Raw genomic sequence first — 19,865 nt, 5'->3', positions numbered from 1 at the left:
TTTTTTACAGCGCTATTTTTGAAAATATTCCGTATTTTAAAATTAAAAGTCCAACCAAGATTGGCTGGTGGATTATGTAAATAAAAAGCGTGTTTTGTCCAAGATAACAGATTTTATTAAAAATTTTGTTTTTAAAAATTTCAAATGAATATTTTGAAACTCCGTTTTTGTAATATTTTTCTGAAAAACTCATTCCAAGTAGATAAATTCCAAACCACGGAAAAATTGGAAAATAATCAAGCGTGTAAAAGTTAGCAGGCCTTATTCCAAATGGGAGTAAATATGAAATATCTATTGCAGTTCTATTGAGTAATAATCCAACTATCAAAAAAATAATAGCAAAAAATAGATTTAATTTTTTAAAACGGTAGAATAAAATCCCTAAAATACCTGAAATCGCCAAAAAGTGCATTATTCCAAAATATATTGTTCCAGAAGTTAAAAAATATGCAGTAACAGCAGTTATAACTACTGCAAGTAAATAAAGTTTTAAAAAACGAATTAAATACGACCTATAATTTAAATTTTTAGAAACAACTTTTTTTGAAAAGCTGATGTTAAAAGAAACTCCCGAAATAAATACAAAACTGGATGCAACAAAAAGAGCAAAAATACTCCAAAATACTAGATTTTCAGAGTATCCCAAAAAATATTTTAAATCAGTTACAAAATTCGAAACAACCATTAATATTATCGCAATCCCCCTGAAAAAATCGATTTCTAAAAATCGGCCGGTTTTTTGCATGGTTTTAAACATCCATTTTAAAAATGATGATTGTTATTGAATAGTTATAACTCAAGAATGCTTGTTTTGAGTTTGTAAGCGCTACTACAATTCATTTTTTCTTCATCAAGTATTTTAATATCTTTTAAACATTTCAAACCTTGTTTTTCTGCAGTTTTCTCAATACCCATTTTTTTATCAGTATTTATTTCCAAAACATGCGCTTCAAGTTCTTTTATATTCGAAAGGTATGCTGCCACTGCCCTATGGTGACCATCGACTAAAATGTATTTTCTATTGTTATTGGTCTTTATAACAATTATCGGTTCAGCAAGTCCCCGTTTTAATTCATAAGCCCTTCCATAAAGCTCATCTTCATAAACTGTTGCTTGCGTAGGTATCAAATCATCAATTTGAATAGTTTCCCGCCTTGTATTTACATCGTAGCCCAAATTTACATACGAATTTACAATTTTTTTGAGCTTTTTTGGAGTAGTTTTTTCAATTTGTGACCTTATTACATCGGTATTTGTAATAATTCCAAGAATATTATTATTTTCATCGACTACTGGAAGTTTTGAAAATCCTGTTCTAAACATTATCCTTCCAACATCCATTATGTTAGTGTTTGGCTTTGTAACAATCATATCTTCCCTTGAAGTCATGAATTCGCTTACTTTAACAGATTCATTCTTTCCAATAAGGTCGTGAACTGAAACGATACCTTTAACTTTTGAATTAACTACAACTGGAAATGTATCGTGGGTAGTTTCTTTTACAAGCGTTATTATGTCTGAAACCGTAGCATCGGGAGTTATAGAATGAACTTTTTTTGTCATGTACTCTTCTACATATACCATGATTTCTACCTTTTTTTGTAAAGTATTTCTCCAGTCTTTAAATTTTCAATTTCCAAAATCCTGTGAAACGGGATGTGCGTTTCATCAAAAACAAGAAAAGAGTCTTCAATAACAACGTTTTTCAAAGGGACTGATTTTTTGTCGTTTTCTACGCCCCTGTGAAGGTATGTTATAATATAATCTTCAGGATTATAGTTTGGATGCCACAACAACTTGTTTATAAGTTCTTTTAGCATTTTATCAGGTATTAATCCTGTCCTGCAGGTTCTTCTTCTTCGATACCCATTGTTTCGAATATTTTTGCCTGGATTGCTTCTTCTACAAGTTTCCTTAAGGAATTCTTATCTGAAACTGATTGGAAGATGCCAAGTTCCACGCTTGCCGCTGCTGAAGATTGGTGGCCCCCGCCTCCAAACGCAGTTTTCATGATATTTCCAACATCGATTCTCAAATCTTTCGTCCTTGAACTTATGTGGATTTCATTTTCTGCGATTCCAAAGATATATGTTGTATTTATCCCTTCCATTTTAAGCAAAAACTCTGCAGCTCTTGGCAAGGCATCCCTATTTTTCACGGTTCCAACATACGAGAGTGCAAGATTTCCTTTTATAATCTTTCTATTCATTATTGCTTTTCCAAGGATTTCCATGGTTTCTGTATCCATATCTGGATTTTCAATCATTTCTAAAACTTTTGGGTCCATCAAACCCTGTAAATAGCTTGCCGCATCGAAATCTTTTTTGGAGGTTTTTCTTTTAAAATAGTTTGTATCAGACGTTATTGCGTAGTATAGGGCAGTTGCCAAATCCCTGTTTGGAGCAATATCGAGTTCAAGTAAATATTTTGTTAAAATAGTGGCTGTTGCACCTATTTCAGGTCTTATATCCATGTATCCTGCAACAATATCACTGTCATTGTGGTGGTCAATTATCACGGCTAATTTCGAACTTTCGACATCAGTTGGAAGTGTTTTAGAACTTGAAGAATCGACTACTGCAACTGAACAGTATCTTGACAGGTTTATTTCATCTATCGGGTTTAATTTTATGCTGAGTAAATTTACCATGGCCTTATTTTCGTCATAACCTATTTTTCCGCCGTAAGCAATCTCTGAAGAAACGCCCCATTTATCAAAAATGGTTTTCAATGCCATTGCACTTGCCATCGCATCAGGGTCCGGGTTTCTGTGCATTAATATTAAAAAAGGAGCCTTGTGAATTTCCTGTGTTTCATCCTCTTTTTCAGAGAAGTGTTCATTAAAAGACCTTTTAGCATTGTTTGCAACTTCTTTTAATTCGGATAATTTTCTCCTCAATTTTGATTTTTCTATTTCATATACTGCATCTTTTGCAGCACTTTCGAGAGGATAAATTACCTTGTTTATATCCAAACCGTTGTAGAGTTCAGGGTATTTTATTATGCCCCTTACAATAATATACGCCTTTGAATTTACTACAGTAATTATTTCAACAATTTTCCGGTTTATTTCGTAATCGTTTGTAAGAACTAAAATAGTATCTGCATCCTTTACCTTAGCTCTTTCTAAAACATCTGATTCGGAAGCATCACCGATTACATAGTTAAAATCCCCGTTTTCAAGAGATTCAAAAACAGCCTCATTTTTATCTATCACGGTTACTTTATCAATATTTTTGGCGTTATTTACAACTTTACGCCCTAAAGAACCATAGCCTATGACCAAAATCATATTATGCCTCCGGAAGAGAAAATTATTAAGTTAAGTTAAATTTGAAAATTCCGAATAATAATCCATAACTACATTTAACGTAATGGGTATATATTGATAATGTTTCGTCATTTGTATAAATGATGTTTAATGGACTACATTCCCCAAAATATATTATTTTCAATCTTTTGTTTTAATTCCATGTATCTTGAAAGGGCTTCTTTTTCATCGCCCCTCAATTCGTCCTTAAATTCGTGGTGCAACTTCCTTGCCTCAGGTTCTGGCACTTCGACATATAGTATATCGTTTTCTTTTGCATTCCTGCCAAGAACGATATTTCCGTCAATTGAAACTGGGACTTGCATACCAACTTTTGCTTCTTTTATATTTTCCTGCTGTTTGTCCCTCATTTCCTTAACGTATCCAAGTTTTTTTCCATCTTCAGACATTAATGGGCTTCCAATTTTCAAAGTACCATATAATACTTCAACACCACATACTGCAGGTTCTTTCTGCCTGAAAATACAGTTTGGAAGAATTTTAATCATTGCAGGTCTTGTTAACCTGTTTATTTCATCAGATTTCATCGATTCTTCTACTTCTTTTAGCCATTCTTCATATTCTTCGACTAATTTATAGATAATTTTTCCTTCGAGTAATTTAACGTCTGATTTTTCAATTTCCGCCTTTGCATCCGCGAGCACTTTCGTGTTAAACGAAATTATAAGCCCGTTTAAAGGATTCGTTGAAGCGTATGAAGAAGCTTCGATAACATCCTTTTTAGATATATCTCCAACTTCCGCCTTTTTAATTTTAGCTTTTACTTTTTTAAGTTCATTTGCAAGCGCTTCAAGGGATCCCATTGTATCCGCTTTGATGATAATTCCTTCATCATCCGTTAAAATGGTAAATTCCTCGACTTCTTCAAGAACTTCTTCTTTTGCTTCATCTACTTTCTCTTTTGGAACAATCCTTAAAGGGCTTCCCGCAATAACATTATCCAAATCTGGTGCAGATATTTTAACACCTGTTGCCGCAGAAATCTGTTTTGAAGGTTTAAATTTATCCTTTGGATCCCTCATTTCATCGAGTTCTTTTGGTTTTAAAAGCGCTTTGATTTTCGTCACAAGAACGCCCTCAGGATTTCCAACAACTAAAAAATCACCAGTTTTTGCAATTCCATCGTAAATTATTGCGTCAATGGTTTTTCCAAGCCCTTTTTCTTCTTTTAGTTCCAAAACAGTACCTTTAGCATAACCTTCAACATTTAAAGCCAATTTTTGTTCTAAGAATTTCTGTGCTAATCCAGAAATAATAACGAGTAAATCTGGAATTCCTTCACCAGTCATTGCAGATACTGGAACTACATTTATCGTTTTTGTTGTATCCTTAACTCTTGAAAACAAATCTGCATCAAATCCAAGTTCATTTAGGTACTTTATGACGTTTTCATAAAGTCTTATTTCAAATTCAGTCATTGCATTTGGGTGCTGGTTTTTTTCGTTAAAATTTAAAATAAACGGTCCTTCTTTTGAATTCCAGCCTGGAACTCTATCCAATTTATTTGCAGCAACTACAAAAGGAGTTTTGCACTGTTTTAAAATATTTATTGCCTCAATTGTTTGGGGTTTAAATCCTTCATTCATATCAACAACAAGTATTGCAATATCTGCTAAAGCACCCCCTCTTTTTCTTAAAGAAGTAAATGCTTCGTGCCCTGGCGTATCAATAACTAAAATTCCAGGAATAGTTAAATCTGCCTTAAATAATCCCAAAAGGTCCTTTGAAACTTTTTTTATGATATTTATTGGTATCTCGCTTGCACCAATATGCTGGGTAATCCCCCCAGCTTCTCTTTGGGTAACTCTCGTACTCCGTATTTTATCGAGAAGAGAAGTTTTTCCGTGATCAACGTGACCAAGAACACTAACAATCGGACATCTTAATGCCATAAAACCACCAGTTAACGTTAATTAAAATTTGTTTCCCAAATACAAAACATGAAATTAATAAAAATCTGAAACAGAAATTAGTAGTCTACATATTATATAGTTTACGAACATCTGCCATGAATTAAAAAGTGAATAAATTTACAATCGAATATTAAATCGAGTTACATCCATCTTTTTTAGATTTCAACATATTTTATAAATCTAATAAATCAACCATCCAACTTAAAATAAAAATTAAAGTATTTAAAATTACTTTTTAAAAAATAAGTTTATTTCGCGTTTTGCACTTTCTAAACTGTCAGATGCGTGAATGATATTTGCTGGAGTGTAAAGTCCAAAATCACCTCTAATTGTTCCAGATTCTGCTTCACAAGGGCAGGTATTTCCAAGCATTTTTCTAACTGTTGAAACTGCCCTCTCACCTTCTATAGTCATCGCAACTATCCGTCCAGAAGTCATAAAATTAATCAATCTATCATAAAACTCTTTTCCTTTGTGTTCGCCGTAATATTCTTCCGCCATTTCTTTTGTAAGGGTTAACATTCTCATTTCAACGATTTCAAAGCCCCGGTCTTCAAACCTTTGAATTACCCTTCCAACAAGCTTTCTTGAAACAGTATCAGGTTTTAAAGCTACAAATGTTCTTTCTACTTCGTTTCCGCACACCATAGTATCCCCTGTTTAATTTTAAAATACGTCTTAAAATAATATTTATTTTGATTGTAATTAAACTATGTATATCAAGATTAAATTAAAACTTTAAATTCTAAATTTTAAATTTATAAAATATTTAAATAACTGATAAAAACACGTTATGTAAAAACCATAAAATAGAGTTCTTTAAAAGTATACATAAAATTACAGGTGACAAAATGATAACAATAATTATGGGCAGCAAAAGTGATGTAAAGATTGCAGAAAAGGCAGTTTCTATTTTAAAAGAATTTGAAATTGATTATGAAGTAAAAGTGGCTTCAGCACACAGGACTCCAGAATTAGTCGAAGAAATTGTTAAAAATTCAAAATCAAAAGTATTTATTGCAATTGCAGGACTTGCGGCACACTTACCCGGAGTTGTTGCGGCAATGACTACAAAACCAGTTATTGCAGTTCCTGTTGAAAGTAAATTGGATGGACTTGATGCATTGCTAAGCGCTGTTCAGATGCCACCAGGAATTCCTGCAGCTTGCGTTGGAATCGATAGGGGAGAAAATGCCGCAATATTGGCCGCTGAAATGCTATCCATTTCTGATGAAAAAATTGAAAAAAAATTATCTGAATTTAGGGAAAAACAAAAACAAAAAATATTTTCAGATGATGCAGAAGTTTCCGCACTTTTTAAAAAATAAATTAAAATTCTACGTAAATATCCTTTCCTTTTTTCATTGCGTTTGCCAAATCTTTTCCGATTGCAGTTTTTTTACTGATATTTACAGTACCGTTTGAACTGACCGTTGCAGAACATGCGTATTCCCCTTCGATGTAAATCTTAATATTTGCACCGATATAGTCCTCACCAAGTTCAACGATAACGTGTTTTCCGGTTTGAGTAAGTTTTGTACTTTCGTAGTCGTTTATAAACTCGTAAGTTTCAAATTCGTTTTCATTCTCAACAAATTCGTCCTTTTCCCTGACACTTATTCGCAAACCCGTTATTTCTTCGAGTTTTGAGATTTCCTTTCCGCCTTTTCCAATTATCGCAGGAATGAACTTTTCCAAAACTTTTACTTCAACAGTATCGTTGTTTACAACTTTAATATCTGGCCTTGATTTTTTTGGAAGGTGTTTTTTCAAAACTTCCGAAATTTTTTCTTCTGCATATCTTAAAACCGGACTTTTGGTCTCTGCCGTTTCTTTTATCGGCATTACAACGACCTGCTCCCCGTAAGTATATATCTCGTATTCTGGAGTTTTTGTCAAAAAGTCGACTACTTCAATTACGGGTCTTGCAAGGTCCGCTTCTTTCATTCCGTGTGGCACTTTAACATTAAATTCTACTTCGTAGACCTTTCCAATCTTACCATTTTCAATAAAAATTACAGTATCTACAATTTGAGGGATTATTCCAAGTTCTACCCTTCCAATAAGCCTTTGAATTGAATCTATCGCTTTTGAAGCGTGGACTACACCAACCATTCCAACTCCAGCCATCCTCATGTCTGCAAATATCTCAAAATCCTTTGTTTTACGAACTTCATCGTATATCGTGTAGTCTGGCCTTACTAAAAGCAAAATATCGCATGTTTTTTCCATGCTCCCTTCAAGTGGCGCGTACTGAGTTATTTCCGCCCCAACTTGCAAATCTCTTGGACTTTCCATTGTTTTTACGATTTTATCCATATTTTTGTATCTTTCAGCAAGTGCTGAAACAAACGTGGATTTACCGCTTCCAGGAGCTCCTGAAACAAAAACTCCTTCTGCACTGTCTAATCGTACTTTTAAATCCTCGGAAAGGTTGTAGTCTTCCAAAGACACTTTAGTAATTGGCCTTACTGCAGTAACTTCTAAAGCCTCTGAAAATGGGGGTCTTGCAATCGAAATCCTCAAGTTTCCAAGCTGGATTACTGTAGCTCCTCTTCTTTCGATTTCAATTAGTCCGTGATTTTGCTCAGTATATTTTAAAATATTGTCAATTATTACTTTCATTTCAGTTCTATCTAAAATTTCATCTGCAAATGGAATTAATTTAACTTTTCCGGGTCTTCCTTTTTTAACGTAAGGTAAACAGTTTTCTTTTAAGTGAACTGAACTTGTAAATTCATCAAAATATCCAATCAATTTTAAATCTACCTTTTCTTCCTGAACTTTTAAGAAATGTGCATTGATATTTTGTGCAACTGCCAGACTGTACTGGATTTTATCGCTTGTAAAAAGTATTGAATCTGTATCTTTTGCAACTTTTCTAATCATTGCATCTATTTCCCCGGCCCTTGCAAGCGAAACCTCACCAATTGAAGGCCGTTCCCCGTAATATTCAACTACTATTTCGTTTTCTTTTGCAACATTCACTAGTTTTTTTAATTCCTCGATTCCAAAATACCCGATTTCTCTACCTTTATTTGCTTGCGCTTCTAATTCTGAAATTACTGCTTCTGGAACAATTATTTTACACTTTTCGATTGTTCCATCGAGTATTAATTCAGTAATCCTGCCGTCAATAACCACACAGGTATCTACGGTAATTATACAGTCGTTAAACTTCTTATTTTCATTTAAATTTTGATTAAACTCTTTGACAGACATGGTCTCACCATAAAAACGATAAAAAATATTTAAATTTTAAAAAATAATTTAAATTAAGTATTAATCTAATTTATTTCCAACAACAGTAGATTTTCCAGTATTTAAATCAATTTTATTATGGAAACAGGACATATAACCTTCATGACATGCCCATCCAGTCTGTTCAACTGTGAACAGGAGTGCATCCCCATCACAGTCCCTGAAAATATCGATTATTTTTTGCACATTTCCACTTTCTTCGCCTTTTTGCCATATTTTATCCCGGCTTGTAGAGTAGTAATGCATGTATCCTGTTTCAATTGATTTTTCTAAAGACTCTTCGCTCATAAATGCAGTCATTAAAACATTCCCGGCTTTATCGGTTGAAATTGCTAACAAAAGCTTCTTTCCATCGATATTTCTAAATTTTAAATTCATGTTTCTTATAATTTCTTTTGTATATTCCATGAGTTTCACAGTGGTTTGACCATTAATTATTTGGTTAATAATTAGTTGATTATCTCAAAACCGGAATTATTTGCTTTTGTAGATATAATTTCGCCTTCAATTCCGAATTCATCGAAAATTTCGTTTGAAATTTCAGTTATCACATCTTTATTCCCTAATGAATAAATTGTTGGTCCAAAACTTGAAATTCCGCTGTATGAAACGTCTTGAAGCTTTGATAACAAGTTTTTTAAACTTTGTTTTTGAAGTCCAACTTCTGCACGTTTAAATCCAAGATTTTGAAGTTCATTTACTGCCATTCCAAACGAATCAAAGTCTTTTTCAACAACTGCCGGCATCATTTTCATCAAAACGAGCCTGCATATTTTTTGAACGTCTTCTGATGGAACTGGGCAGAATTTTCTAAATATGTCAACTTCCCTATCTCCACAGACCTGTTCTCCTTTTGGAATTGTTAAAACAATATCCCAGTCAAAATTATGCCTGAATAATACTGGAGAGGGTTTTACATTCTTTGATGCTGAAGAAGGTCTGAAATCAATTTTATCTTTTCCTTCACCAAACGAATGCCCCCCATCAACGATAAAACCACCATGTTCAAAAGCTGCAACCCCAATTCCTGAAGTTCCGCCTCTTCCAGTAATTCTTGCTATTGTTTCTGCACTTAAATCTACACCGTAAACTAATGAGGTAATTTTTCCTGTAGAAAGCGACACCTGAGTTCCACTTCCAAGTCCAGAATGGGATAAAATTGCTTCATTTACTTTTAAACTTATTCCTTCTTTTCCAATACTGTCAAGAACATTTTTCGCAGCATTTTTAATTCTTAATTCCAAATTTTCTCTGTCTTTTTCGTCAATTTTAATTTTGAAATCTATTTCTATCTCGCTACTTTCTTTTCCTTCAATCTGAAAATTAGGGTAATCCAGAGCAACACCTACTCCACCATCAACCCTTCCAAGTTCGCCATTTAAATCAATTAATCCCATATGTATTCTGGAAGGAGAATTCAACTTCATTAAACTTCACCCTTAAATCATTGCCTCTATCAAGTCGCCCCTTGTTATAATTCCAACTAATTTTTCGTCTTCAACAACTGGTAACCGTTTTACTTTGTTTTTTACCATTATTTCGGCAGCTTCAGTTATCGGAGTTTCGGGTGATACGGTAACCACCTTTTCAATCATCGCTTCGAAAACTTCTGTTTTAAGTGCGTTTTCTACGTCTCCCCTAAATTCTTCAATTTTTATCGCTGTTTTTAACGGTAATTCAATCAAATCAAAAGGAGATGGAAGTACTAATCTAAATCTCTCGTCATGTGAAGTTAAAGCTTTAATTATATCACTTTCAGAGATAATTCCAACAATTTTTTCGCCTTCAACAACAGGTGCACCACTTATCTTATTTTTCCTAAATGTTAAGATTGCCTGTTCGATATTATCATCTTTATTCAAGGTAATTGGCCTTTTCATTACGTCTCTTACAAAAATCATTCTTCCACCAGATTATTTATCAACAAATATATATAATCCATAATTGATATAGCTGATAGATATATTGGTGGTAAAATGTATATAAGGGTTAACAATGGCGTTACTGAATGCAACATCAGATTGGTAGGAACTGCTCACGTATCTGACGATAGCGTTATGGAAGTAGAAAACTCCATTATAGAAACAAATCCTGAATTGATAGCTATTGAATTGGATAAAGACCGATTTGCAGCCATGTTTCAAAATAAAAAAAATGACGTGGATTTAAAATCAGTCATAAAACAGGGAAAAGTAGGAATTTACATAGTTCACACTATTTTAGCAAACTTCCAGAAAAATATCGGGGAACAATTCGGGATAAAACCTGGAAGTGAAATGAAAAAAGCCACCGACCTTGCGATACAATACGGAAAACCAATTTCACTAATTGATAGACCAATTAATATTACACTATCAAGAACAATTAATAAAATGACGTTTAAAGAGAAGTTTGACTTTTTAGTAGGCTTATTAACAGAACAAAACATCGAATTAGATGAAAAAGCAGTTAACGACATGGTTTCAAATGCTGATGATTTAATTTTACTTTTAAAGGATATTTCTCCTTCAATTTACGAAACTCTTGTTGATGAAAGAGATAAATACATGGCAAAAAACCTCTTTGAAGCAAGCAAAGGAAAAGAAAATATCGTTGCAGTAGTTGGTGCTGGACACGTTCCGGGAATTAAAAATTACCTCAAACAGATGGAATCTGGGGAAGACATCGACTTAAAATCTTTAATGGAAATAAAAAAAAAGTCAAATGTATTAGGTAAAGTAATTTCGATTGCAATTCTATTAATCATATTATACGGATTTTACAGCGTGTCATCAAATCTTGAAGCATTAAAAAGCCTCACAATCGAGTGGGTTCTTGTAAATGGCTGTCTTTCATCATTGGGTGTTCTTATAGCACGGGGTAAACTTCAAACGATGATTGCAGCGTTTTTAGCTGCTCCAATCACGTCATTAATTCCAGTAATTGGTGCAGGATACGTTGCAGGATTAGTTGAGCTTAAATTTAGAGATGTTTCCTTTAACGACATTGGAAAAATGATGAATACGGAAAGCTTTAAAGAATTAATGGAAAATCAGGCGATGCGGGTTCTTTTAGTTGCCGCGCTTGCAAACCTTGGAAGTGCAATTGGAACATTTTATTTTGTGCCGAGATTTTTATAAAGATATTATAATTTTTTCGTAACTCTCGTTTTTTAATAGATTTTCCAAAAATACAATAACAAAACTATTTATTTTGGCATTAATATATAAAAACTCAATTAACGCTCAAATCCTCGGAGTGGTGAGTAGGTATGCGAAAAATTGTCGTTATTTTGACCGTAATTTTATTGCTTATAGTATCTGGGTGCATAGGCGGCCAAAAATCAAAATCTTATAACGATAAAGGTCTTGAACTGTACAGTCAAGGAAATTATGTTGACGCAATATCCGAATACAACCTTGCACTTTTGGAAAACCCAAAATCTACTGAAATATGGGTAAACAAGGGAAATTCACTTTTAAAACTTGGAATATACGGTGAAGCAACCGAATGTTTTAATAAAGCTCTTATAATTGACCCGAAAAACTCAGAAGCTTTTAACGGTATGGGAATGGTTCTTTCAAAAACTGGAAATTACCAAAAAGCCCTTGAAATGTACGATAACTCCTTAAAAATCAATCCCGAAAACTCAAAAACATGGAATAATAAAGGAATTACACTAAGTAACCTCTACAGGTACTCAGAAGCTATTGAATGTTTTGATAAATCCATTTCAATTGATGCTAACAATTCAGAAGTATGGTATAACAAAGGGGAAGTACAGTTTAAACTTGGAAACTATGACGAATCCATCGATTCATACAATAAAGCTCTTTCAATTAATGAAAAAATGGATAATGCATTACTTGGAAAAGGAAAAGCGCTTTTAAAACTGCAAAACTATGATGATGCGATAGAATGTTTTGATAAAGCAAAAAATATCGACTCTGAAAGTGAATATCCAGTTTATTACAAAGCAAATGCATATCGAGATATGGAAAACTATGATGATGCGATAGACCAATATGATGATGCATTAGAAATAAACCCATCAAATGCAGATGTTTTAGTTGATAAAGGAATCTGCCTTGATAATATGAAAAATTACGTTGGTGCAATATCCAATTTTGATTTAGCAATTCAATTAGAACCAAGAAACCCAGATACCTGGATTTTAAAAGGAAATTCGTATGTCGGATTGAAAGATTATGAATCATCGATCTATTGTTATAAAAAAGCCCTTGAAATTGACCCCGAAAATGAAAACGCTAAAGAAAATATGGATATTGTAGAAAAATTAATTTAATTCTTTTTTTAATTTATTAAATTTTTAAATAACTGCTTCTTCACTGCCTTCGGGTTCACTGTTTTCAGCCGTATCTTCTGAAAAATCTTCTGTTTCTTCGGTTGTGTCTTCTGTACCTTCTGATGAAGTTTCTTCTGTTTCACCCGAAGTATCGCCGTCTAAATTGTCCCCTGTTTCTTCTTGAGAAGTTTCTCCAGAATCTTCTGTTTCACTTGAAGTATCTGTTTCTTCGGTTGTGTCTTCTGTACTACCCGGTGAAGTTTCTTCTGTTTCACCCGAAGTATCGCCGTCTAAATTGTCCCCTGTTTCTTCTTGAGAAGTTTCTCCAGAATCTTCTGTTTCACTTGAAGTATCTGTTTCTTCGGTTGTGTCTTCTGTACTACCCGGTGAAGTTTCTTCTGTTTCAGTATCAGTATTACTATCTATTTCATCATCTGGGGATGTATCTGTAGAATTTTCAGTTCCTTCACCCGAATTATTTTCAATTTCTGAAATATTTTCTGTTTCGTTATCTAAGTCTATATCTGTAGTAGTATTTTCAGAAACTGAATTTTCTTGCGTATTTTCCACTACTGTTTCAGATGTAACCGGTTTTAAGTATGAATAATCTGGAACTTCTATTTTAAACTGTATAACCTCATCTGAATTTATATTTTCCTCATCATCTTCTGCATAAACTCTCAATGTATGAATACCATACGAAAGGTCTGTTATTGTTCCCACATAATATTCTGAATCTTTTGTCAAAGTAAAACTTACTTTTTCATCGAGCATTACTTTTACAGAAGCTATTCCTGAATCATCTGTTGCCGAGACTTTAACTGAAATATCTGTCTCTTCTAACGACTCTCCACTTTCAGGCTCGATGATTTCAACTTCTGGTGGTGTAATATCCCCTTCATTTATTTCAAATGTAACTTTTTCGTTGTAATTTGAATTTCCTGCAGCATCTGTTGCAATTACCCATAAAGTATGAGCCCCCCAACCCATACTATCGAGAATATTCACATAATACCCGTTACTTTCAATTAAATCTACCGTGCAGTCATCAATCTTTGCATAAACCGAATATATATCGGATTCATCAATAATCTGAACTTTTATCGAAATTTCCGAACCTTCTGCATAAGATTTTGATACGGGAGAGATAATTTTAACTTCGGGAGGAGTTGAATCTGGCGTTGATATTGAAAATACCCTTGATTCTAAAGAATTTACGTTTCCAGCGGTATCTTCTGCGTATATTCTAATCGTGTGAGCCCCATAGTCTAAGTTATCAAGCGATTTAGAATAAACTGTTCCATTTTGTATCAAGAGTTCTTTGTAGTCGTCATCTATTTCAAGCATTACAACGTGAATTCCAGAGTTGTCATTTACTGAAACATCAATTATTACAGTTTCATTTTCATTAAAGAACGTATTTTCTTTTGGTGAAATAATGTTTACCACCGGAGGTAGTGTATCTGGTGCTAATGGACTATAATCTATATTTTCAACGTTAAGTTCGAAGTAAGTTTCAGAAAGCGTATCCCCATCTGAATCTTGATTTATTGCTTTTTGACTAAATCCAGTACCTTCTGGAGTATACCAAACATTTCCTGCAGTAAATTCCCCGTCAATTATGTTTGTGTTATTACTAATTGAAATATTCCAAAAATTTTTACCGGAATCTTTGAAATTTACATTTAATGAGTTATTAAACAGGTTATCATAAATAATGTTATCTTCTGTGTTAAATTCTATTGAAATTCCGGATTCCGCGTTATTTAATAATTTATTTTTAAAAAGTACGTTCAAATCGGAATCCCAAAAGATTACCCCATTTGAATTTTCAGAAATTTTATTTTTTGATATGCTATTTTCAAAAGATTTCCAGAAATAAATTCCAGAATCTTCGTTTTCAAAGATATTATTGCTTTCAATTGTATTAAATCCAGATTCTCTTGCCAAAATACCGTTATTTTCATTTTGGGATATTTCATTGAATACTACTGAATTATTTTCTGAATTTCTGACAAAAATTCCATTGTCTTCGTTTTCAAAAACTTTATTTCCTGAAATAAGGTTGTTTTTTGAATTTAAAAGCTCAATTCCACTGTAAATATTATTATTTACCGTATTTTTAGTGATATTATTAAATTCAGACCCGTTTAAATATATTCCCGAAGAAATAATCCCGATAAACCCGTTTTCATGAACTAAATTTTCAGAAACATCGTTATTTTTTGAATTAAGTAGGTAAATTCCATCATAAGTATTTCCAAACACTTCGTTATTTGAAATTTTACAGTTTTCTGAGTTTTCGAGCATTATTCCATAATCAAAATTCGAAATTACCCCATTTTTTAAAACTACGTTATTTCCAGAAACAGTAATTCCCAAACCTTCATAGTTTCCAGAAATCGTATTTCCTTTTAAATCTATTGTAATATCGCTTCTATTGATTTTGATACCATTAACTACTTTTAAATCAGCCGTTAGTTCAACTGTTCCATTTTCTGGCACATTTTCTATTGCATCCTGAATAGAATTATTTGATTCTACAAATAAACCGCTTTGATACCAGTAATGAGTATTATTTACATAAATCGTGGTATCTTCTGCATATATTCCTGAAATGGCCCCCAAAATTACCATTACAAGAAATATCTTGAAAATTTTCATTAAAACCCCCCTTTAAAATTATATATCGAATTCCCCAAATTCAATATAACTCTTACAATTATAATTTTATAAAACGCTATTATTATAGCTTATTGTTAAAATAAAGGATTAATTACGGCATAAAATAGATTAAACCAGAGACATAGAATTAATTGTATAAAATACGAATAATCGTTTAGATGTTTGAAAATATAAAATTTTAAAATATAAAAAAATAAATTTAATTATTTCAAAAGTTTTAACATACTCTCGGAATCGGGTCGCCCATTGGCGTGTCAACAATTCTTTTTCCAACAATTGTTTCCATTAAGACCCCTTTGTGTTCAGATGTCACATTCCCAATAATTTTGGCGTTTTTTCCAAGTGGGTGCGCCCTTAAAATTTCAAGTATTTTTTCTGAATCTTCCGCATTTACAGACATTACGACTTTTCCTTCGTTTGCAACTGTTAACGGGTCAATTCCGAGAGCTTCACCAATAGCCTGAACTTCATCGCTTATGGGGATTTTGTCTTCGTAAACCAATACACCTAAATTACTTTTTTCTGCCATTTCATTTAATGAATCTGCAAGACCGCCTCTTGTTGGGTCTTTCATTGCATTAATTTCAAATCCAGCACTCAAAACGCTTTGAACAAGCCCATTTACAGGAGCTACGTCTGATTTTAAATCCGATTCAAATTCAAAGCCTTCTCTTGTAAGTAGTATCGTAAGACCGTGTTCTCCGATATTTCCACTAACAATTATTACATCCCCGTCTTTCATTCCGCAGTCTCTTACAGCTTTTCCAGAATCAACAAGGCCGATTCCTGCAGATGAAATGATTATATCGTCAACATTTGAAACTTTTGTATCTCCCGTAATTATTGCAACACCTGCTTCTTTACAGGCTTCGTTTATGGATTTCATTATTTTATCAAGTTTTTCAATGTCAAAGCCTTCTGGAAGGACGATTGAAAGAGAAAGTGCAACAGGTTTTGCACCCATTACTGAAAGGTCGTTTACAGTCCCACATACTGAAATCCTACCGATATCTCCGCCTGGAAAAAATATCGGCTGCACAGTGTGCCCATCAACAGTAAAAACTATTTCTTTGTCTCCAAGAGGTATAGTTGAGGCGTCGTCAAGAGATTCAAGACCAATCCCGCCTTCAATTTTAGTATTTTCTAAGTTACCGAGTATTGTTTCCTTAATTAACTTTTGCATTACGGTTCCGCCAGCACCGTGCATCCGAGTAATATTCATGTGATCAACTCCAAATTTAAACTACTGATAATTAGTCATTTTATTTTTTATTGATTGTGATATGGTTTTAATACCGAATATTTCTTATAAGAAATGAAATTCCCGTTACAAATAACAAATTATATAATTGATAATTCATATAATACATTAAAATGATATTATAATAAAAATATTCCCAACCTTATTTCTTATAAGATATGGTCGTGTAATTATGAACGCATTTTCTTTTTTAAACCTGAAAAAAGGGACTGAAAATACCATGGTAATCGATAAAGGATTATCCCCGGACTTTATCAACGATTATCTAAAAGTATCTGGAAAATACATCACTTTTGCAAAATTTGGATGGGGTACAAGCGCTGTTCAGTCTAAAAATGTCGTTAAGGAAAAAATTGAAAATTACAAAAAATACGGCATTAAACCCTACCCTGGAGGAACGCTCTTTGAAGTCTGTTTTTCAAAAAATCTTTTTGAAGAATTCCTAAAAGAATGTAAAGACCTTGGATTTGAATGTGTGGAAATATCTGATGGTTCAATGAACTTAAAACCTGAAGACAAAGATTACGCAATAAAACAGGCAAAAAAAGCAGGTTTTATCGTTCTTTCAGAAGTTGGAAAGAAAAGTATCGTATTAGATAGTGAACTTGAAATCCATGAAAGAGTAGAACTCGTAAAAAAAGACCTTGAATCCGGTGCAGACTTTGTAATAATCGAAGGCAGAGAAAGTGGAAAATCAATCGGTCTTTTTGATGAAAAAGGGAACGTGAAAAAGGAAGAACTTGAGATACTTGCTGAAAATGTCGATATGTCTAAAATAATCCTTGAAGCACCTCAAAAAAATCAGCAGGTTGAATTTATATTACGTTTTGGGAATGACGTAAATCTTGGAAATATTTCATTTGAAGAAGTAATTTCACTGGAAACTCTGAGAAGAGGATTAAGAGGGGACACTTTCGGAAAAATTTAAGTTAAAAAGGTGTAACTCATGAATATCGAAGAAATTAAAATTATTGGCGGATTCAACAAGTGCGGAGAATCTGAAAAAGTAAACGAATTAATTGTAAAACGAGGAGAAATTTTTGGAGTAGTTGGGCCAACAGGAAGTGGAAAATCTAACTTAATAAGCGATATTGAACAGCTTGCTCAGGGAGATACTCCTTCAAAACGAAAAATACTCGTAAATGGAAATGTTCCAGATATTGAAATGAGAAGGGACCCAAGAAAAAGAAGAATTGCCCAGCTTTCGCAAAACATGAACTTTTTAGCAGACATGTCGGTTGAAGAATTTTTAATTATGCATGCAAAAAGCAGAGGCATGAATTCTGAAGGAATCGTCGATAAAGTAGTCGATTTAGCAAACCAGCTTACTGGAGAACCGATTAAAAAGGATTACAACTTAACAATACTCAGTGGTGGACAGTCCAGAAGCTTAATGGTTGCAGATGTTGCAGTTATCAGCGATTCACCGATTGTTTTAATTGATGAAATCGAAAATGCTGGAATTAAAAAGCACGAAGCACTCGAACTCCTTGCAGGATGCGGAAAAATTGTTATGGTAATTACACACGACCCGGTTCTCGCTTTAATGACTACAAGACGGGTTGTTATGAGAAATGGTGGAATGACCGAAATTATTGAAACCACACCTGAAGAAAAAGAAGTATCTCAAAGATTGAGTGAAATTGACAGCTGGATGCTTTCAATGAGAGAAAAAGTAAGGCATGGCGAAAAATTAAACTTAAAAGACATAGAAACTCCGGCAGTTTCTGGTAATTAACTAAATTGGACGTGAAATATTGAAAATGATAATTGTTGCAGGAACTCCGGGTGCAGGAAAAACTTCAGTGATGACCCACACAATAAAACAGCTTGTAAGCAAAGGAAACAAACCGGCAGTTGTTAAAATTGACTGTTTGTATACTGATGACGATACAAGATACGGAAAACTTGGAATTCCGACACTTGTTGGATTAAGTAAAGATATGTGTCCTGACCACTTTGCAATTTATAATTTAGAAGAAATGGCAGAATGGGCTGAAAGAGAAGGCGTTGATACATTAATTATCGAAACTGCAGGTCTTTGTCACCGTTGTGCGCCATACACCGAAAACAGCCTTGGAATTTGCGTAATTGATGCTACATCTGGCCCGAATACCCCTAGAAAAGTTGGACCTTTTTTAACCAGTGCTGATGTTGTTGCAATAACCAAAGGAGACATTATTTCACAGGCTGAAAGGGAAGTATTTAGAGAAAGAGTTCTTGAAATGAACCCGAAATGTACAATATATGATGTAAACGGGCTTAGCGGACAGGGTTGTGCAGAAATCTCTGAAGAGATAATTGAAGCAAAAGATATTGTAGACCTTGAAAATGAAGAATTAAGACACAACGCTCCACTTTGCGTTTGTACTTTGTGTGTTGGGGAAACTAAAGTTGCTAAAAAACACCATAGGGGTGTTTTAAGAAGAATCGATGGGTTTACCAAATATATTGGTGAATAACATGGAAAATATAAAAGAAATTACCAAACTGCTTCCAGGATATAACTGCAAAGCCTGCGGATATAAAAGATGTGATCTCTTCGCAGAAAAAATCCTTGAAGGAGAAACCCCTGAAAACTGCCCCTTATTATTCAAAGAAGAATTTAAAGGAAACATTGAAAAAATAAAAGAGATTGTGTCAACTTCAGAACCTCTTGAAATTAAAAAGACATGTGAATCCAAAACTGGACTTATCGGACTTTTAGATGGCTATGAAGCGGACTTTTTACTTGACCCACTTCCTGAAGAACATTCTTGCAGAGAAACGCTCATAATTCTTTCAAAAAATCCAATAAAAAAAGGCGACCATATCAAATACAGACCTCTTGGATGCCCAATTCCACATTTTGCTGAAATAATTGATGACTCCCACGGAATGTATGTTGTACATCTTGAAGGCCCTTGTAACAGGTTTAATTCAGAAAAAATAAAATATATTGAAGTTGGAATTGCACTCGTTGCTGCATTTGAAGGAGTTTACAGAGGAAAAACTCCAGAAGTTGGAAAAACTGTTAAATTTATCCCAACTCACTGCATGATGCAAAAAGTCCACAGCGGCGTTGTAGTTGAAGTTGAAGGAAACAGAGTTTTGATTGAAGGAATTGATTTAAAAGTATGGTAAGATAAT

19 protein-coding genes are annotated in these 19,865 nt (G+C 33.5%); 7 read left to right on the top strand and 12 right to left on the bottom strand.

The annotated features are described in order from the left end of the window. Nucleotides 1-4: 4 nt before the first annotated feature. The 6 genes from ACS5L2_RS00615 to ACS5L2_RS00590 form a co-directional block, all read right to left on the bottom strand. Complete coding sequence (locus ACS5L2_RS00615; RefSeq protein ID WP_459201835.1) at nucleotides 5-745, bottom strand: heparan-alpha-glucosaminide N-acetyltransferase; 741 nt, start codon at nucleotides 743-745, stop codon at nucleotides 5-7. 44 nt (nucleotides 746-789) lie between these two features. Continuing rightward, on the bottom strand, nucleotides 790-1,584 hold the full coding sequence (locus ACS5L2_RS00610) for a CBS domain-containing ParB/RepB/Spo0J family partition protein (RefSeq protein ID WP_459201834.1): 795 nt from the start codon (nucleotides 1,582-1,584) through the stop codon (nucleotides 790-792). Nucleotides 1,585-1,589: 5 nt separating this feature from the next. Continuing rightward, a complete protein-coding gene (locus ACS5L2_RS00605) occupies nucleotides 1,590-1,820 on the bottom strand; it encodes a DUF504 domain-containing protein (protein WP_459201833.1) in 231 nt (76 codons plus the stop codon). A gap of 11 nt (nucleotides 1,821-1,831) precedes the next feature. Beyond that, nucleotides 1,832-3,292, bottom strand: coding sequence for a DHH family phosphoesterase (locus tag ACS5L2_RS00600; RefSeq protein ID WP_459201832.1), 1,461 nt, complete (start codon nucleotides 3,290-3,292; stop codon nucleotides 1,832-1,834). Between the two features lie 134 nt (nucleotides 3,293-3,426). Continuing rightward, nucleotides 3,427-5,223, bottom strand: coding sequence for a translation initiation factor IF-2 (gene infB / locus ACS5L2_RS00595; RefSeq protein WP_459201831.1), 1,797 nt, complete (start codon nucleotides 5,221-5,223; stop codon nucleotides 3,427-3,429). Nucleotides 5,224-5,472: 249 nt separating this feature from the next. Then, nucleotides 5,473-5,892, bottom strand: a complete 420-nt coding sequence (locus tag ACS5L2_RS00590) for a nucleoside-diphosphate kinase (protein ID WP_459201830.1) — start codon at nucleotides 5,890-5,892, stop codon at nucleotides 5,473-5,475. Nucleotides 5,893-6,095: 203 nt separating this feature from the next. On the opposite strand from ACS5L2_RS00590, the gene purE reads away from it, so the two are divergent. Beyond that, nucleotides 6,096-6,572 (top strand): 5-(carboxyamino)imidazole ribonucleotide mutase, encoded by a 477-nt coding sequence (gene purE / locus ACS5L2_RS00585; protein ID WP_459201829.1) that lies wholly within the window; start codon nucleotides 6,096-6,098, stop codon nucleotides 6,570-6,572. A 1-nt stretch (nucleotide 6,573) separates the two neighbouring features. Here purE and ACS5L2_RS00580 read toward each other — a convergent pair whose 3' ends face one another. The 4 genes from ACS5L2_RS00580 to ACS5L2_RS00565 are packed head-to-tail and all read right to left on the bottom strand — an operon-like array spanning nucleotide 6,574 to nucleotide 10,406. Next, on the bottom strand, nucleotides 6,574-8,466 hold the full coding sequence (locus ACS5L2_RS00580) for a PINc/VapC family ATPase (RefSeq protein WP_459201828.1): 1,893 nt from the start codon (nucleotides 8,464-8,466) through the stop codon (nucleotides 6,574-6,576). A 60-nt stretch (nucleotides 8,467-8,526) separates the two neighbouring features. Continuing rightward, a complete protein-coding gene (gene hisI, locus ACS5L2_RS00575; RefSeq protein ID WP_459201827.1) occupies nucleotides 8,527-8,913 on the bottom strand; it encodes a phosphoribosyl-AMP cyclohydrolase in 387 nt (128 codons plus the stop codon). 41 nt (nucleotides 8,914-8,954) lie between these two features. Next, a complete protein-coding gene (locus ACS5L2_RS00570) occupies nucleotides 8,955-9,932 on the bottom strand; it encodes a beta-ribofuranosylaminobenzene 5'-phosphate synthase (protein ID WP_459201826.1) in 978 nt (325 codons plus the stop codon). 12 nt (nucleotides 9,933-9,944) lie between these two features. Continuing rightward, complete coding sequence (locus ACS5L2_RS00565) at nucleotides 9,945-10,406, bottom strand: CBS domain-containing protein (protein WP_459201825.1); 462 nt, start codon at nucleotides 10,404-10,406, stop codon at nucleotides 9,945-9,947. A gap of 75 nt (nucleotides 10,407-10,481) precedes the next feature. On the opposite strand from ACS5L2_RS00565, the gene ACS5L2_RS00560 reads away from it, so the two are divergent. After that, on the top strand, nucleotides 10,482-11,624 hold the full coding sequence (locus tag ACS5L2_RS00560) for a TraB/GumN family protein (RefSeq protein ID WP_459201824.1): 1,143 nt from the start codon (nucleotides 10,482-10,484) through the stop codon (nucleotides 11,622-11,624). Between the two features lie 131 nt (nucleotides 11,625-11,755). Continuing rightward, entirely contained in the window at nucleotides 11,756-12,790 is a 1,035-nt protein-coding gene (locus ACS5L2_RS00555; protein ID WP_459201823.1) for a tetratricopeptide repeat protein, read from the top strand. 24 nt (nucleotides 12,791-12,814) lie between these two features. Here ACS5L2_RS00555 and ACS5L2_RS00550 read toward each other — a convergent pair whose 3' ends face one another. Together ACS5L2_RS00550 and hypE are read right to left on the bottom strand one after the other, a co-directional pair. Then, nucleotides 12,815-15,454, bottom strand: a complete 2,640-nt coding sequence (locus tag ACS5L2_RS00550) for a NosD domain-containing protein (protein WP_459201822.1) — start codon at nucleotides 15,452-15,454, stop codon at nucleotides 12,815-12,817. 238 nt (nucleotides 15,455-15,692) lie between these two features. Then, nucleotides 15,693-16,697, bottom strand: a complete 1,005-nt coding sequence (gene hypE / locus ACS5L2_RS00545; protein WP_459201821.1) for a hydrogenase expression/formation protein HypE — start codon at nucleotides 16,695-16,697, stop codon at nucleotides 15,693-15,695. A 211-nt stretch (nucleotides 16,698-16,908) separates the two neighbouring features. On the opposite strand from hypE, the gene comA reads away from it, so the two are divergent. From comA to ACS5L2_RS00525, 4 genes are read left to right on the top strand one after another with little or no spacing between them, the layout of a single operon-like run. Beyond that, nucleotides 16,909-17,664 carry a phosphosulfolactate synthase gene (gene comA, locus ACS5L2_RS00540; protein ID WP_459201820.1) on the top strand — a complete coding sequence of 252 codons (756 nt, stop codon included), beginning with the start codon at nucleotides 16,909-16,911 and terminating at the stop codon, nucleotides 17,662-17,664. An 18-nt stretch (nucleotides 17,665-17,682) separates the two neighbouring features. Continuing rightward, nucleotides 17,683-18,474, top strand: a complete 792-nt coding sequence (locus ACS5L2_RS00535) for an ATP-binding cassette domain-containing protein (protein ID WP_459201819.1) — start codon at nucleotides 17,683-17,685, stop codon at nucleotides 18,472-18,474. A gap of 25 nt (nucleotides 18,475-18,499) precedes the next feature. Next, nucleotides 18,500-19,198 carry a GTP-binding protein gene (locus tag ACS5L2_RS00530; protein ID WP_459202640.1) on the top strand — a complete coding sequence of 233 codons (699 nt, stop codon included), beginning with the start codon at nucleotides 18,500-18,502 and terminating at the stop codon, nucleotides 19,196-19,198. Nucleotide 19,199: 1 nt separating this feature from the next. Next, complete coding sequence (locus ACS5L2_RS00525; RefSeq protein WP_459201818.1) at nucleotides 19,200-19,859, top strand: (Fe-S)-binding protein; 660 nt, start codon at nucleotides 19,200-19,202, stop codon at nucleotides 19,857-19,859. The last annotated feature ends 6 nt before the right edge of the window (nucleotides 19,860-19,865 follow it).

The sequence above is a fragment of the Methanococcus mangrovi genome, assembly GCF_054506835.1.
This window is presented reverse-complemented; position numbering and strand designations above follow the sequence as displayed.

Coding starts and splice junctions, on each gene's coding strand:
- ACS5L2_RS00530 (WP_459202640.1), top strand. CDS start 18,500: ATGATAATTGTTGCAGGAACTCCGGGTGCAGGAAAAACTTCAGTGATG.
- ACS5L2_RS00605 (WP_459201833.1), bottom strand. CDS start 1,820: ATGCTAAAAGAACTTATAAACAAGTTGTTGTGGCATCCAAACTATAAT.
- ACS5L2_RS00610 (WP_459201834.1), bottom strand. CDS start 1,584: ATGGTATATGTAGAAGAGTACATGACAAAAAAAGTTCATTCTATAACT.
- comA (WP_459201820.1), top strand. CDS start 16,909: ATGAACGCATTTTCTTTTTTAAACCTGAAAAAAGGGACTGAAAATACC.
- hisI (WP_459201827.1), bottom strand. CDS start 8,913: ATGGAATATACAAAAGAAATTATAAGAAACATGAATTTAAAATTTAGA.
- ACS5L2_RS00525 (WP_459201818.1), top strand. CDS start 19,200: ATGGAAAATATAAAAGAAATTACCAAACTGCTTCCAGGATATAACTGC.
- ACS5L2_RS00560 (WP_459201824.1), top strand. CDS start 10,482: ATGTATATAAGGGTTAACAATGGCGTTACTGAATGCAACATCAGATTG.
- ACS5L2_RS00580 (WP_459201828.1), bottom strand. CDS start 8,466: ATGTCTGTCAAAGAGTTTAATCAAAATTTAAATGAAAATAAGAAGTTT.
- ACS5L2_RS00555 (WP_459201823.1), top strand. CDS start 11,756: ATGCGAAAAATTGTCGTTATTTTGACCGTAATTTTATTGCTTATAGTA.
- ACS5L2_RS00600 (WP_459201832.1), bottom strand. CDS start 3,292: ATGATTTTGGTCATAGGCTATGGTTCTTTAGGGCGTAAAGTTGTAAAT.
- ACS5L2_RS00570 (WP_459201826.1), bottom strand. CDS start 9,932: ATGAAGTTGAATTCTCCTTCCAGAATACATATGGGATTAATTGATTTA.
- ACS5L2_RS00565 (WP_459201825.1), bottom strand. CDS start 10,406: ATGATTTTTGTAAGAGACGTAATGAAAAGGCCAATTACCTTGAATAAA.
- infB (WP_459201831.1), bottom strand. CDS start 5,223: ATGGCATTAAGATGTCCGATTGTTAGTGTTCTTGGTCACGTTGATCAC.
- hypE (WP_459201821.1), bottom strand. CDS start 16,697: ATGAATATTACTCGGATGCACGGTGCTGGCGGAACCGTAATGCAAAAG.
- ACS5L2_RS00615 (WP_459201835.1), bottom strand. CDS start 745: ATGCAAAAAACCGGCCGATTTTTAGAAATCGATTTTTTCAGGGGGATT.
- purE (WP_459201829.1), top strand. CDS start 6,096: ATGATAACAATAATTATGGGCAGCAAAAGTGATGTAAAGATTGCAGAA.
- ACS5L2_RS00590 (WP_459201830.1), bottom strand. CDS start 5,892: ATGGTGTGCGGAAACGAAGTAGAAAGAACATTTGTAGCTTTAAAACCT.
- ACS5L2_RS00535 (WP_459201819.1), top strand. CDS start 17,683: ATGAATATCGAAGAAATTAAAATTATTGGCGGATTCAACAAGTGCGGA.
- ACS5L2_RS00550 (WP_459201822.1), bottom strand. CDS start 15,454: ATGAAAATTTTCAAGATATTTCTTGTAATGGTAATTTTGGGGGCCATT.